This window comes from Thioalkalivibrio sp. ALgr1 (genome assembly GCF_000378285.1).
Taxonomy (GTDB): Bacteria; Pseudomonadota; Gammaproteobacteria; order Ectothiorhodospirales; family Ectothiorhodospiraceae; genus Thioalkalivibrio.
Genome location: NZ_KB905132.1, coordinates 1 through 13,528, shown reverse-complemented (window position 1 = coordinate 13,528; position 13,528 = coordinate 1). Strand labels below are relative to the sequence as shown.

Genomic DNA, 13,528 nt, shown 5'->3' with positions numbered 1-13,528 from the left:
TCCACGAAGCCCGACAGTACAAGAGTAATTGAGAAACGCATGCAACTGATCGTACTACGACCGGATGGCCTTTGTACCCGCCTCCCGTTTCGCATCACCCTTGTCCTTTCCGTAACCCTGCTCGCCCTGGTCGTGGCCGCAGTCGCCGCCGCCTACTGGGTGGGACAGCAGCAGCGCGAGGTCATCAAGGTACCGGTGGTACCGGGAAGCGACCAGGCGGTGATCGAGGCCGCCGAGCGCGAGGTTGCGCACGAGGGCCTGAAACACCTGGCCGAACGGGTGGTGGTCCTCGAACGCCAGCTCGCCCGCGTCGACCTGCGCATGCGCTCGGTGGGTGAGAGCCTTGACCTGGATTTGTCCGAGCTGATGCCCGCGATGGGGGGGCAGGGTGGCCCCGAACTGGAGGGCCCGGATTCACCCATTGCGATGGATGAGCGCCTCTACGCCCTGGAGCGCCTGCTCCATCGACACCAGGCTTCGGTGGCCCTGATCGACGACACACTGCGCGAGGATGCCTCGCGCGAGGCCCTGCGCCCGCAGTTGATGCCGGTCGACGACGAGGCCTGGATCAGCTCGGCCTTTGGGTACCGCAATGACCCGTTTACCGGCGCCCGGCGCTTCCATTCCGGCATGGACTTCGCCGGCAGCCATGGTTCGGATATCCGGGCCGCGGGTGGTGGAATCGTGGTGTTCTCGGGCAAGCGCGATGCCTACGGCAAGATGGTCGAGATCGATCACGGGGGTGGTCTGCGCACCCGCTACGCGCACAACTCGGAGTTGCTGGTGGAGCCGGGGCAGCGCGTGGATGCCGGCGACACCATTGCGCGCATGGGCCGCACGGGCCGTGCCACGGATACGCACCTGCACTACGAAGTCCTCAAGGCGGGCCAGGCCGTTAACCCCTACGACTTCCTGCCCAGCGACGACTGAATCCGAAACCCTCTCCGGCACCCGCCCCCCGCGCAGGTGGTGGGCGGATGGTTTATCCTAGATAGGTTTCGGACAACGGCTGGCTCTTAATACAAGCCCCCTCAAGCGGATCCCTATGGTCAAGCAGCTCGTACAGAAGTTCTTCGGCAGTCGCAACGACCGCATCATCAAGCGCTATCGCAAGCAGGTCGAGCAGGTGAACGCCCTCGCGGAAGCCACCGAGGCCCTGCCGCGCCAGGAGCTGGAACACAAGACCACGGAGCTGCGCAAGCGCGCCCAGGACGGCGAGTCCATCGACAAGCTGCTGCCGGAGGCCTTTGCGGTCTGCCGAGCCATGAGTGTGCATGCCCTTGGCATGCGCCATTTTGACGTGCAGCTGATCGGTGGCATGGTGCTGAACGACGGGCGCATCGCCGAGATGCGTACCGGTGAAGGCAAGACCCTGGTCGCCACGCTCCCTACCTACCTCAACGCCCTGTCCGGCGATGGTGTGCACGTGGTCACGGTCAACGACTACCTGGCCCGCCGCGATGCCGCGTGGATGGGCCGGCTGTATCACGCCCTGGGGTTGAGCGTTGGCGTGGTCAACTCCTCCGGCGGGCTGGGCGTGGACAGCGCCTCGTATCTGTACGACCCCGAGTACAAGGCCGAAGAAGGCGGGATGGACCACCTGCGTCCGGTGACCCGCCGCGAGGCCTATGCCGCGGATATCACCTACGGCACCAACAACGAGTTCGGCTTCGACTACCTGCGCGACAACATGGCGTTCTCCGCCGACCAGCGGGTGCAGCGCGGTCTCAGTTTCGCGGTGGTCGACGAGGTTGACTCGATCCTGATCGACGAGGCGCGGACCCCGCTGATCATCTCCGGTCCCAGTGGTGACAGCTCCGAACTGTACGAGCGGATGAACAAGCTCCCGCCCCAGCTCACTCGTCAGGAAGACGAGGAGAGCGAGGGCGACTACTACGTCGATGAGAAGGCCAAGCAGGTCTTTCTGAGCGAGGATGGGCACGAGAAGGCCGAGCAGTTGCTGCGCGAGGAGGGGTTGCTGGAAGAGCACCAGTCCCTGTATGACGCCGGCGCGATCCAGGTCCTGCATCACCTGAATGCCGCGCTGCGCGCCCACGCCCTGTTCCACCGCGACGTGGACTACCTGGTGCGTGACAACAAGGTCCAGATCATCGACGAATTCACCGGCCGCATCATGGGTGGTCGGCGCTGGTCCGAGGGTCTGCACCAGGCGATCGAGGCGAAGGAAGGCGTGCCAATCCAGCGCGAGAACCAGACCCTGGCCTCGATTACCTTCCAGAACTACTTCCGCCTGTACGAGAAACTGGCCGGCATGACCGGTACTGCGGACACCGAGGCCTACGAGTTCCAGACGATCTACGGCCTCGAGGTTGTCGTGGTGCCCGGCAACAAGCCGCTGGTGCGGGACGACATGCAGGATCTTGTCTACCTGACCCAGGAAGAGAAGTACGAGGCGATCATCAAGGAGATCCAGTGGTGCGTCGAACGGAAACAGCCGGTACTGGTGGGTACCGCTTCCGTGGAAAGCTCCGAGCGCCTGGCCCAGGCGCTGAAAAAGACCGGGATCAAGTTCGAGGTGCTCAACGCCAAGCAGCATGAGCGCGAGGCCGCGATCATTGCCCACGCCGGACGCCCGGGCGCGATCACGCTGGCCACCAACATGGCCGGCCGCGGGACTGACATCGTGCTGGGTGGGTCGCTGGACGCCGAGCTGGCCGAAGTGGACCTGGACGACACCGCGAAATGCGAGCAGATCAAGGCGGACTGGCAGAAGCGCCACGATGCCGTGCTCGAGTCCGGTGGTCTGCACATCATCGGCTCCGAGCGCCACGAGTCCCGCCGCATCGACAACCAGCTGCGCGGCCGTTCCGGGCGTCAGGGCGACCCGGGCTCCAGCCGTTTCTTCCTCTCGCTGGAAGACAACCTGATGCGGGTGTTCGCCTCCGAGCGCGTGCGCGGGCTGATGCAACGCCTGGGCATGAAGGAGGGCGAGGCGATCGAGAATGCCTGGGTTTCGCGCGCGATCGAGAATGCCCAGCGCAAGGTCGAGGCGCACAACTTCGACATCCGCAAGCAGCTGCTGGAGTACGACGACGTCGCCAACGACCAGCGGCGGGTGATCTACGAACAGCGCGCCGAGTTGCTGACCACCGAGGACATCAGCGACACGATCGAGGCCTTGCTCAATGACGTGGTCAATGCCCAGATCAGCGAGTACATCCCGCCCGGCTCCATCGAGGACGAGTGGGACGTCGAGGGTCTGGAGCAGGCACTCAACGGCGAATTCGGGATCGATCTGCCCGTGAAGCAGTGGCTGGAGGATGAGGACGACCTGCACGAAGAGCCGCTGCGCGAACGGATCATCGAGCACGCCCGCACGCTTCTTGCCGGCAAGCGCGAGCAGCTGGGCGAGACCACGATGAACCGGCTGCAGCGCGACATGATGCTGCAGGTGCTGGATACCCAGTGGAAGGAACATCTGGCCGCGATGGACTATCTGCGCCAGGGCATCGGGCTGCGAGGCTACGCCCAGCGCAACCCGAAGCAGGAATACAAGAAGGAAGCCTTCGCGATGTTCCAGTCCCTGCTGGAACGCATCAAGCACGACGTGATCAAGTATCTGCTGCGCATCCAGCTGCGCTCGCCCGAAGAGGTCGAGGCGCTGCAGCCGAAGAAAAAGGCCCCGGCCGAGTCCGACATGAACTTCCAGCACGAGAACCCGGACAGTGCGCTGGACGCCGGGGCGGAGGAGCGCGAGCCGGTGGCCAGTGGTGACACCCCCTATCGTCGCGAGGGCCCCAAGCTCGGCCGCAACGAGCCCTGCTGGTGCGGTTCGGGCAAGAAGTACAAGCAGTGCCACGGCAAGCTCTGAACGTATACGGGAGCACGTGAATATGGCCGTTGGGCTGCAACCACCGGACACATTGCTGCCGGTGCCCGGTATCCGTCTGGCGACTACCGCGGCGGGCATCCGCTATGCCGGGCGCGACGACCTGGTGCTGATCGATGCCGGCGCGGATGCCACCATTGCCGCGCTCTATACCACCAACGCCTTCTGCGCCGCCCCGGTCGTCGTGGCCCGTGAACACCAGTCCGCGCGCCCTGGCCGCTGGCTGTTGATTAACGCGGGCAACGCCAATGCGGGAACGGGGGAGCCGGGGCTGGCCGCTGCGCGGGCCTGCTGCGAGGCGGTCGCCGCAGTGGTCGGTGGTGATGTCCGCGCGGTGCTGCCCTTCTCCACCGGCGTGATCGGCGAGCCGCTACCGGTCGAGCGGATCACCAAGGCCCTGCCCACACTGCATGCGGCGCTGGTACCGAATGGCTGGATGCAGGCGGGCCGCGCGATCATGACCACCGATACCGTGCTCAAGGGCGGCAGTCGCCGTATCGAGCTCTCGGGCGGTACCGTGACGCTGACCGGGATCGCCAAGGGCTCCGGGATGATCCACCCGAACATGGCCACGATGCTCGGGTTCATCGGGACCGATCTCGCCATCACCGAAGCCGAACTGTTGCCTTTGCTGCGCGAAGCGAATGGGGCCAGCTTCAACGCCATTACGGTGGATGGCGACACCTCCACGAACGATGCGGTCGTCTGCATGGCCTCGGGCGCCAGTAGTGCGACGCTGGCAACGGCCGAGGACCGCGAGACCTTCATGCGCGCACTCGGAGATCTGTGCCTGGAGCTCGCGCAGGCGATCGTGCGCGACGGCGAGGGGGCGACCAAGTTCGTGACCGTGGCGGTGGAGTCGGCCCGTGACGAGGCCGAAGCCGCCCGGGTGGCCGAGACCGTGGCCCTGTCGCCGCTGGTCAAGACCGCCCTGTTCGCTTCCGACCCCAATTGGGGGCGCATCCTGGCCGCGGTCGGCCGCGCCAGCGTCGCGGACCTGGTGATCGAGCAGGTCGCCATCACCGTCAATGGCGTCGAGATTGTCCGCGGCGGCGGGCGTTCCCCGGACTACACCGAAGCGGCCGGGCAGCAGGCCTTTGCGCAGGACGAGATCGAAATCCGGATCGCGTTGGGCCGGGGACAGGCCGTGGCCCGCAAGTACACCTGCGACTTCTCCCACGAGTACGTCCGTATCAATGCCGAATACCGGTCCTGAGCCGGTCGTTACCACTCCGCCGCTGGAGGTTGCGGTGGGGCTGGTCCTCGATGCCGAGGGCCGCGTGCTGGTCAGCCGTCGTCTGGCCGGCCGGCACCTGGCTGGCTATTGGGAGTTTCCGGGCGGCAAGATCGATGCCGGCGAGAGCGCCTTTGCCGGGCTGGTGCGCGAGTTGCACGAAGAGCTGGGGATTGTCGTGCGCGCCGGGGTTCAGTGTCTGACTGTGCGCCATGACTTTGCCGAGTGTTCCGTGGCCCTGCGCGTGTTCCGGGTAACGGACTGGTCCGGCGAGGTGCATGGCCGCGAGGGGCAGGAATGGGCCTGGCGCGACCCGGCCACCCTGGACCCCGCGGATTTCCCCGCTGCCAATCACCCGATGTTCCAGGCCCTGGTCCTGCCGCAGCGCTACTTGATTACGCCATCCCCTGCGGTGCGGGCCGAGATCCCGGCCGTGGTTGAGCAGGTCCAGGCAGCGCTGGTGGATATGGACGGCGCGATGCTGCAGGTCCGGGCGCCGTCATTGGGGCGGGCGGACTACCGCGCCTTGGTCGAACCACTCCACAGATTTGCCCGCGCTCGCGGGATACCGCTGCTGGCCAACGCGCCCTGGGAGTGGGTCGCGGACCTGTCCGGTATCGGATGGCATCTCCCCGAGCGGCGCTGGCGTGCGCTGGACGAACGCCCTTCGGTTTCGGGTCTGGTTGCGGCTTCGGTGCATGACGCCGAAGGGCTGGCTGAGGCCGCCCGGCTGGGGCTGGATTTGGCTGTCCTGAGTCCGGTGCATTCCACGGTCTCCCATCCCGGCGTGCCGGGGATGGGGTGGGCGCAATTCGCCGCGCAGGTGCGCGAGGCCGGTGTCCCGGTTTATGCCCTGGGCGGGATGCGTGCGTCCGATCTGGATCAGGCGCGGACCTGTGGAGCCCAGGGGATCGCGGCCATCCGGGGGTTGCTGGGCATGGAGGCCGGTGAAGCGGCGGTTTGAGAAGTGAATCCGTTAAACTCGCTTACAGGGCACAGCAGCACAGCCGGAATTCGATGTCCTGCGCGGCGGGGATGGGGCGGCTGCGGAAATCCTCGGGCGAGAAAAAACGTACCGTGAAGCGCTGGCGTCCTGCGCTGATCTCCGGGTAGTACCCCAGATCGGGATCGACACTGACCCGGATCAGCTGCCATGCATGGCTCGTGTCCAGGCTGCGTTCGAAATAGCCGTCTTCGGCGATGGCGGACTCCGAGCGCCCGGAGCGGCGCATATAGGACAGGACCTGGATGGTCGCCTCGGCTACCGTGTTCAATGGCTCGAACCATTCCAGCAGTAGTGCGGTGCGCTCCGGGGAGCTTTGGGCCAGCCAGTGATGGTAGATCGGCAGGTCGAAATCGAAGGCCCCGCCGGGTAGCGCCATGCGCTGGCGCACGCTGTTGAAGAATTCGTTGCCACGCACCCGATGATCCAGCGCCCCGGCCTGTTCTTCCAGGGCGGAGTGCAGGCGTTTCTGCGCCTGCATGGTCTCGGTGAACCGCTCCGGGTCGACGCCCGGCTGGTGCGTGAGTCGGTTGAGGTTGGCAGTCTGGCGCTCGATCTCGCCCATCAGTTCGCGCTTGATGTCGACGCGGGTGACCAGGGCATAGATGTCGACCAGCGAGACCAGGGCCTCATGGTGGTCAAAAGGCCGGCCGGACTCCAGGGCATCCCCGAACCGCTGGGCCAGCGCCTCCAGACGCAACAGCAGTCGCACGCGTTCGTGCAGCGGTTGTTCGAAGGTGAGCAATTGGGTCACGGGCGGCCCGTCCGGCTTGGGTTCTCGGTGTTGCGGGGCAACACGACCTTGGCAGTATCCAGTATTCAGGGGGCGACTTTCCACCCGTCCTTGTCAGCAATCGGAGTCGGTGCGCAATCTCTCCCCTTATTGCGGCCCGGATGCATGTGGCTAGCCATGCCCCGTTACGGCTCGCAGCTCATCGTGCAGGCCGGACACCTGCTGGCGCAGATCCTCGTCCGTGGTCGTGCGGTCGTTCGTGATCACCCGGTCGCCGCGCTGGCGGCGCTCGTCCGGGCTCAACTGGCAGTCCATGATGGCCTGCACCTCGGCCGGGGTGCGGCCATCGCGATGGGTGACGCGCTCGAGCTGTTCCTCCGGCTTGCAGTCGACCACGATGACCGGGTCGAACTCGTGCTCCCACCCGGCCTCGAACAGCAGCGGCACCACGATCAGCGCATAGCCGTTGGTGTCTGGCAGATCACGCAGACGGCGTTCCAGTTCTGCGTGCACCGCGGGGTGGACCAGCGCCTCCAGCGCCTTGCGCTCGTCGGGTTGTGCGAAGACCCGTGTGCGCAGGGCCCCGCGATCCAGGCGTCCCCGCGCATCGAGTACCCCTGGTCCGAACTGTTGAACGATCGCGGCATGCAGGTCGTGTCCCGGCTCTTGCAGTTCGCGGGTGATCCGGTCGGCGTCGAGCACCGGTACCCCCAGGCTGGCAAACAACCCGGCGACGCGGCTCTTGCCGCAGCCAATCCCGCCTGTCAGTCCGACCCGCCGCATGACACTAGAGCCCCTGTGGGAAGTAGAACGCCACCAGCGTATCGCCCCAGATCAGTGCCAGCCACCCGGCGGCCGCGAGATACGGCCCGAACGGGATCGGGATGTTGCGGTCGCGCCCGCGCAGCAGGATTAGCAGGATGCCGACGATCGCCCCGACCAGGGAAGCCAGCAGAAGGATTACCGGCAGGGCCTGCCAGCCGAGCCATGCGCCCAGTGCGGCGAGCAGCTTGAAGTCGCCATACCCCATGCCCTCCTTCCCGGTGGCCAGGCGGAAGCCGTGAAAGATCAGCCAAAGCACCAGGTAACCGGCGGTCGCTCCGATCACGGCCGACTGCAGATCGGTGAAGGTGCCCGGGATATTGACCAGCAGCCCCAGCCAGAGCAACGGCAGGGTCAGCTGGTCCGGGAGCAGGGTGGTGCGCGCGTCGATCCCGGCGGCGGCGATCAGAACGCCGGTGAAGATCAGCGCCAGCAGCGCCGTCGTGTCGGCTCCGAAGTGCCAGATGGTAAGGGCAAACAGGACTGCGGTGAGGATCTCGACCAGCGGATACTGCCAGCTGATGCTCGTGCCGCAGCCTGGGCAGCGCCCGCGCAGCCAGAGGAAGCTGAGCACGGGGATGTTCTCGTACGAGCGGATCGGCCGCTCGCACTGGGGACAGCGCGAACGCGGGCGCAGCAGGTCGAACGGGGTGTCGTCCGCCGGGGGCTCCTGTTCCAGGATTGCGCGTGCCTCGGCGTTCCAGCCGCGCTCCAGCATCACCGGCAGCCGGGCGATGACCACGTTCAGAAAGCTGCCGATCAGCAGCCCGAATACCGCTGCGACCGCGATTGCCCAGGACAGGGGCAGGAGTTCTTCCGTGCCGAGCATCCTAGGGAAGCCCTGACCAATGTGCACGCTCGCGCTCGAGTCGCTTTTGCGTGCGAACAAGGCGCGGCGACTGCCGTGCAGTCATTCTGCACAAGGGAGCCGCAACGCCGTGCGCGCGCAAAAGCGGCCGAGCCCCTGCATTGAATGATTGGTGGGGTTGGAACCCCAGGTTCCCCGATCCTGCGTTGCGCCGCTTGCGGGTAGAACCACTACCCGCTGCACGGCGCGCCTTGTCTCGGAAAACCTGGGGTACCAACGCGAGTGTGTACATTGGTCAGGGCTTCCCTAGATGACTTGACCCATCTGGAAGATGGGCAGGTACATCGCGATCACCAGGCCGCCGACCAGTACGCCGAGTACGACCATGATCAGGGGCTCCAGCAGGCTCGAGAGGCTGTCCACGGCGTTGTCCACCTCGGCCTCGTAGAAGTCCGCGACCTTCGCCAGCATCGAGTCCAGCGAGCCGGATTCCTCGCCGATCGCGACCATCTGCACGACCATGTTGGGGAAGACCCCGGTATTGCGCATCGACCACTGCAGCTGTGCCCCGGCCGAGGTCTCGTCGCGCATGCGCAGCGTGGCCTCGCGATACAGCGCGTTGCCCGTGGCGCCGGAGACCGAGGTGAGGGCATCGACCAGCGGTACACCGGCCGAAAACATCGTGGACAGCGTCCGCGCGAAGCGGGCGATCGCGGCCTTGCGCAGGATCGGACCGAAGGCCGGGGCCTTCAGGATTGCGATATCGAGAAAACGCGCAAACCGGGGTGAGCGTTGCCGGGTCTGTACGAAGGCGAAGCCGATCGCGACCATGATCGCGAGGATCAGCCACCACCAGGACTGCACGAAATCCGAGAGGTCGACCACCATGCGGGTGAAGACCGGCAGGTCCGCACCAAAACCCTGGAACAGCGCCTCGAACTGCGGGACCACATAGATCAGCAGGATGGCCGTAACCACGATTGCGACCACAATGACCGCCGCCGGGTAGAACATGGCCTTGCGGATCTTGGCCTTCAGGGCCTCGGTCTTTTCCTTGTAGGTGGCGACCTTGTCCAGCAGGGTCTCGAGCGTCCCCGCCTGCTCGCCGGCCTCGACCAGGTTGACCACCAGATCATCGAAGTACTTGGGTTGCTTGGCCAGCGCGGCGGCAAAGGTCTCGCCGCCCTCGACGTCGGCCTTGAGCTTGAGCACGAGATCGCGCATCGCCGGCTTCTCGTTGCCGCGGCCGACGATCTCGAAGGCCTGTACCAGCGGCACGCCGGATTGCAGCATCGTGGTCATCTGCCGTAGGAAGTAGGCGATGTCCGCGGGGACGATCTTCTTCTTGCCCCCGGAGAGCAGCGACTTCGGCTTCTTGCGAATCTTGACGACATTGATGCCGTTCTTGCGCAGTTCGGAGCGTGCGACGGCTTCGCTGTCGGCCGGGGTCTCGCCCTTGACCCGGTCGCCGTTCTTGTTCAGTCCTTCCCAAGCGTAGATTGTCCCGGAATCGGCCATCTACTGTCCCCCTGTGTTGGTGACCCGAACCGGAGCCCTTCCGGCGTCTCCCTAGTCCTTGGTCACGCGGTTAACTTCCTCGAGGCTGGTCATCCCCGCCAGAACCTTTACCAGGCCGGCGCGGCGCAGATCCTCGACTCCTTCCTTTGCGGCCTGCTGAGCCAGCTGCATGGAGTTGTAGCCCTCCAGAATCCCGCGCTGCATCTCTTCGCTGATCGGCATGACCTGATAGATGCCGACCCGCCCCTTGTAGCCGTTGGTGCACTGATCGCAGCCCACCGCGCGATACGCCGTTACCCCGGCCTGGATGTCGGCGTCGGTGAAGCCCTCCTTGCGCAGGACCTCCTCCGGGAGATCCTCCGGTTCCTTGCAGTTCGTGCACAGTCGGCGCGCCAGGCGCTGCGCGATGATCAGCAGGATCGAGGAGGCGATGTTGTAGGGCGGTACCCCCATGTTCGCCAGTCGGGTCAGGGTCTGCGGGGCATCGTTGGTATGCAGCGTGGAGAGCACCAGGTGCCCTGTCTGCGCCGCCTTGATCGCGATCTCCGCGGTCTCGAGGTCGCGGATCTCGCCCACCATGATCACGTCCGGATCCTGACGCAGGAAGGCGCGCAGCGCGCTGGCGAAGGTCAGCCCGACCTTCGGGTTCACGTTGACCTGGTTGACCCCGGGCATGTTGATTTCCGAGGGGTCTTCCGCGGTGGAGATGTTGCGGTCGGCCGTGTTCAGGATCCCGAGGCCGGTGTACAGCGACACCGTTTTACCCGAGCCGGTCGGGCCGGTGACCAGGATCATCCCGTAGGGTCGCTTGAGCGCCTGGAGGTAGGCCTCCTTCTGGTGTTCCTCGTAGCCGAGCTGATCGATCCCGATCTGGGTGCTGCTCGGGTCGAGGATACGCATTACGATCTTTTCGCCGTACAGCGTGGGCAGTGTGCTGACACGAAAATCGATCGCGCGCGTGCGCGAGAGCTTCAGCTTGATGCGTCCATCCTGCGGGACCCGCCGCTCCGCGATGTCCATGCGTGACATGACCTTGACCCGCGCGGTGATGCGTGGCGCCAGGGTGTTCGGCGGGTGGGCGATCTCGTGCAGCACGCCGTCGATACGAAAGCGCACGCGGAAATCCTTCTCGAACGGTTCGAGGTGGATGTCCGACGCCTTGCGGTTGATGGCGTCCATCAGCACCTTGTTGACGAAGCGCACCACGGGTGCGTCGTCCACCGCGTCCCCGGCATCCGACGTGTCGCCGTCATCGCCGCCACCCGATTCGATGGCCAGGTTCTCCAGGTCGTCGTCGCCCAGATCGTCCATCAGCGACGAGGCAGCGCTCAGGGCGCTTTCGATCAGGCGGTCGAGCTTGTGCCCCTCGACCAGTACGGCCTCCACCGGCATCCCGGTAGCGAACTTGAATTCGTCGGTGGCCCCCAGGTTGGTGGGGTCGGAGACCGCGATATACAGGCGGTTGCCGCGCTGCATGATCGGCAGGGCGTGGTGTTTCTGGATCAGCTTCTCGTTCAGGTGATCCTTGGGCAGCAGGTCGGGATCAAAGCACGACAAATCCAGTACCGGGAGCCCGAACTCCTCGGCCGCGGCCTCGGCCAGGCGAGCCTCGGAGACCTGCCCCTTGCTGGCCAGCAGGGGCATCAAAGGGGTCTGCTGAGCGCGCGATTCCTCGGCGATCTGGGCAGCGATATCTTCCGCAATCAGGCCGGCGTCCACGAGACGCTTGGCCAGACCCGGCAGGCGGGGCGCCGTTGTCGTGTTGGGCATGGGCCTCTACGCGCGAATCTTCAAATCCTGAATAGGCACACTCTACGTGCGTCTGTCGTGGAATGGAAACCGTCAGGCGCACCGTATGACCGGAAATCATAGGTAGATAATGAGTGACACGCGCGCGTGTCCGCGTGATCTGCGAGCGGGATGCAATCCCCGCTTGACGCTGTGCTTCGCGCTGGTTCAGAATACGCGGCTTGATCGAGGAGGGATACCCAAGCGGTCAACGGGGGCAGACTGTAAATCTGCTGGCTCAGCCTTCGGAGGTTCGAATCCTCCTCCCTCCACCATCGGGTTTTCAAGCCAGCGGCCTGTAGCGGGCGGTGGTTCGGCAAGCCAGGGTTCTGCGGGTGTAGTTCAATGGTAGAACCTCAGCCTTCCAAGCTGATGATGTGGGTTCGATTCCCATCACCCGCTCCAGTTGATCCGAACGGTTCGGGTCCGGCCCTGGCCAGGTAAGTCAGGCTCATGTAGCTCAGTCGGTAGAGCACTTCCTTGGTAAGGAAGAGGTCACCGGTTCGAATCCGGTCATGAGCTCCAATTTTGTGTAAGTCAGCGTACAACCTGCGTCGCTTGTGAAAGCGTCACGATCCGGGGAAGCGAGAGATGTCCAAGGAAAAGTTCGAGCGTAAGAAGCCGCATGTGAATGTGGGGACGATTGGTCATGTGGACCATGGCAAGACCACGCTGACGGCGGCGATGACGGCGGTGCTGGGCAAGAAGTACGGCAGTGAAGCCCGTGCGTTTGACCAGATCGACAATGCGCCGGAAGAGAAGGCGCGCGGGATTACGATTGCCACGGCGCACGTGGAATACGAATCCGACATTCGTCACTACGCGCATGTGGATTGCCCTGGGCACGCGGACTACGTGAAGAACATGATCACGGGTGCGGCGCAGATGGACGGCGCGATTCTGGTGGTGTCCGCGGCCGATGGCCCGATGCCGCAGACCCGCGAGCACATCCTGCTGGCGCGTCAGGTTGGTGTGCCGTACATCGTGGTGTTCCTGAACAAGGCCGACATGGTCGACGACCCCGAGCTGCTCGAGCTGGTCGAGATGGAAGTGCGCGACCTGCTGTCTTCCTACGACTTCCCGGGCGACGACACCCCGGTGGTCACCGGTTCCGCGCTGAAGGCGCTGGAAGGTGACGAGAGCGAAGTGGGCGCGCCGGCGATCTACAAGCTGGTCGAAGCGATGGACACCTGGATTCCGGAGCCGGAACGCGCCGTGGACGGCGACTTCCTGATGCCGGTGGAGGACGTGTTCTCGATCTCCGGCCGCGGCACGGTGGTGACCGGTCGTATCGAGCGCGGTGTGGTCAAGGTGGGCGAGGAAATCGAGATTGTCGGTATCCGCGACACCCAGAAGACCACGGTCACCGGTGTCGAGATGTTCCGCAAGCTGCTGGACCAGGGCGAAGCGGGCGACAACGTGGGCATTCTGCTGCGTGGTACCAAGCGCGACGAAGTGCAGCGTGGTCAGGTGCTGTGCAAGCCGGGTTCGATCAACCCGCACACGCATTTCGAGGCCGAGGTGTACATCCTGGGCAAGGACGAGGGTGGTCGTCATACCCCGTTCTTCAATGGTTATCGCCCGCAGTTCTACTTCCGCACGACGGACGTGACGGGTTCGGTGGAGCTGCCGGAAGGCACCGAGATGGTGATGCCGGGTGACAACGTGAAGATGACCGTGTCGCTGATCAGCCCGATCGCGATGGAAGATGGTCTGCGCTTTGCGATTCGCGAAGGCGGCCGCACCGTCGGCGCCGGCGTCGTATCCAAGAT

The 13,528-nt window shown here is 65.0% G+C and carries 10 protein-coding genes and 3 tRNA genes; 8 read left to right on the top strand and 5 right to left on the bottom strand.

Translation table 11 applies throughout. The features are described from left to right. Positions 1-39: 39 nt before the first annotated feature. The 4 genes from F466_RS0100065 (at position 40) to F466_RS0100050 (ending at position 6,048) form a co-directional block, all read left to right on the top strand. Positions 40-930: a M23 family metallopeptidase gene (locus F466_RS0100065; RefSeq protein WP_018138015.1), complete on the top strand. Its 891-nt coding sequence runs from the start codon at positions 40-42 to the stop codon at positions 928-930. A 115-nt stretch (positions 931-1,045) separates the two neighbouring features. Next, positions 1,046-3,832, top strand: a complete 2,787-nt coding sequence (secA, locus tag F466_RS0100060; protein WP_018993158.1) for a preprotein translocase subunit SecA — start codon at positions 1,046-1,048, stop codon at positions 3,830-3,832. 22 nt (positions 3,833-3,854) lie between these two features. Further along, positions 3,855-5,066 (top strand): bifunctional glutamate N-acetyltransferase/amino-acid acetyltransferase ArgJ, encoded by a 1,212-nt coding sequence (argJ, locus tag F466_RS0100055; RefSeq protein WP_018993157.1) that lies wholly within the window; start codon positions 3,855-3,857, stop codon positions 5,064-5,066. Next, positions 5,047-6,048 (top strand): Nudix family hydrolase, encoded by a 1,002-nt coding sequence (locus F466_RS0100050; RefSeq protein ID WP_018993156.1) that lies wholly within the window; start codon positions 5,047-5,049, stop codon positions 6,046-6,048. The genes argJ and F466_RS0100050 overlap by 20 nt, the downstream gene beginning before the upstream one ends. A gap of 22 nt (positions 6,049-6,070) precedes the next feature. On the opposite strand, the gene zapD is transcribed toward F466_RS0100050, so the two are convergent. The 5 genes from zapD to pilB form a co-directional block, all read right to left on the bottom strand. Further along, positions 6,071-6,841, bottom strand: coding sequence for a cell division protein ZapD (gene zapD / locus F466_RS0100045; RefSeq protein WP_018649096.1), 771 nt, complete (start codon positions 6,839-6,841; stop codon positions 6,071-6,073). 150 nt (positions 6,842-6,991) lie between these two features. Continuing rightward, entirely contained in the window at positions 6,992-7,603 is a 612-nt protein-coding gene (gene coaE, locus F466_RS0100040; protein ID WP_018138020.1) for a dephospho-CoA kinase, read from the bottom strand. Between the two features lie 4 nt (positions 7,604-7,607). Beyond that, entirely contained in the window at positions 7,608-8,471 is an 864-nt protein-coding gene (locus F466_RS0100035) for an A24 family peptidase (RefSeq protein ID WP_018138021.1), read from the bottom strand. A gap of 285 nt (positions 8,472-8,756) precedes the next feature. Further along, a complete protein-coding gene (locus F466_RS0100030) occupies positions 8,757-9,968 on the bottom strand; it encodes a type II secretion system F family protein (RefSeq protein ID WP_018137561.1) in 1,212 nt (403 codons plus the stop codon). A 51-nt stretch (positions 9,969-10,019) separates the two neighbouring features. Further along, the gene (pilB, locus tag F466_RS0100025) at positions 10,020-11,738 is read right to left on the bottom strand and encodes a type IV-A pilus assembly ATPase PilB (protein WP_018993155.1); all 1,719 of its coding nucleotides are present in this window, start codon (positions 11,736-11,738) and stop codon (positions 10,020-10,022) included. A 208-nt stretch (positions 11,739-11,946) separates the two neighbouring features. Here pilB and F466_RS0100020 point away from each other — a divergent pair. From F466_RS0100020 to tuf, 4 genes are all read left to right on the top strand, one after another. Further along, positions 11,947-12,031: transfer RNA gene (locus F466_RS0100020), tRNA-Tyr, on the top strand. A 56-nt stretch (positions 12,032-12,087) separates the two neighbouring features. Further along, positions 12,088-12,161 (top strand) — tRNA-Gly (locus F466_RS0100015). Between the two features lie 44 nt (positions 12,162-12,205). After that, positions 12,206-12,281 (top strand) — tRNA-Thr (locus F466_RS0100010). 66 nt (positions 12,282-12,347) lie between these two features. Continuing rightward, positions 12,348-13,528 (top strand): elongation factor Tu (gene tuf / locus F466_RS0100005; protein ID WP_018993154.1); only part of this gene is annotated, 1,181 nt, incomplete at its 3' end.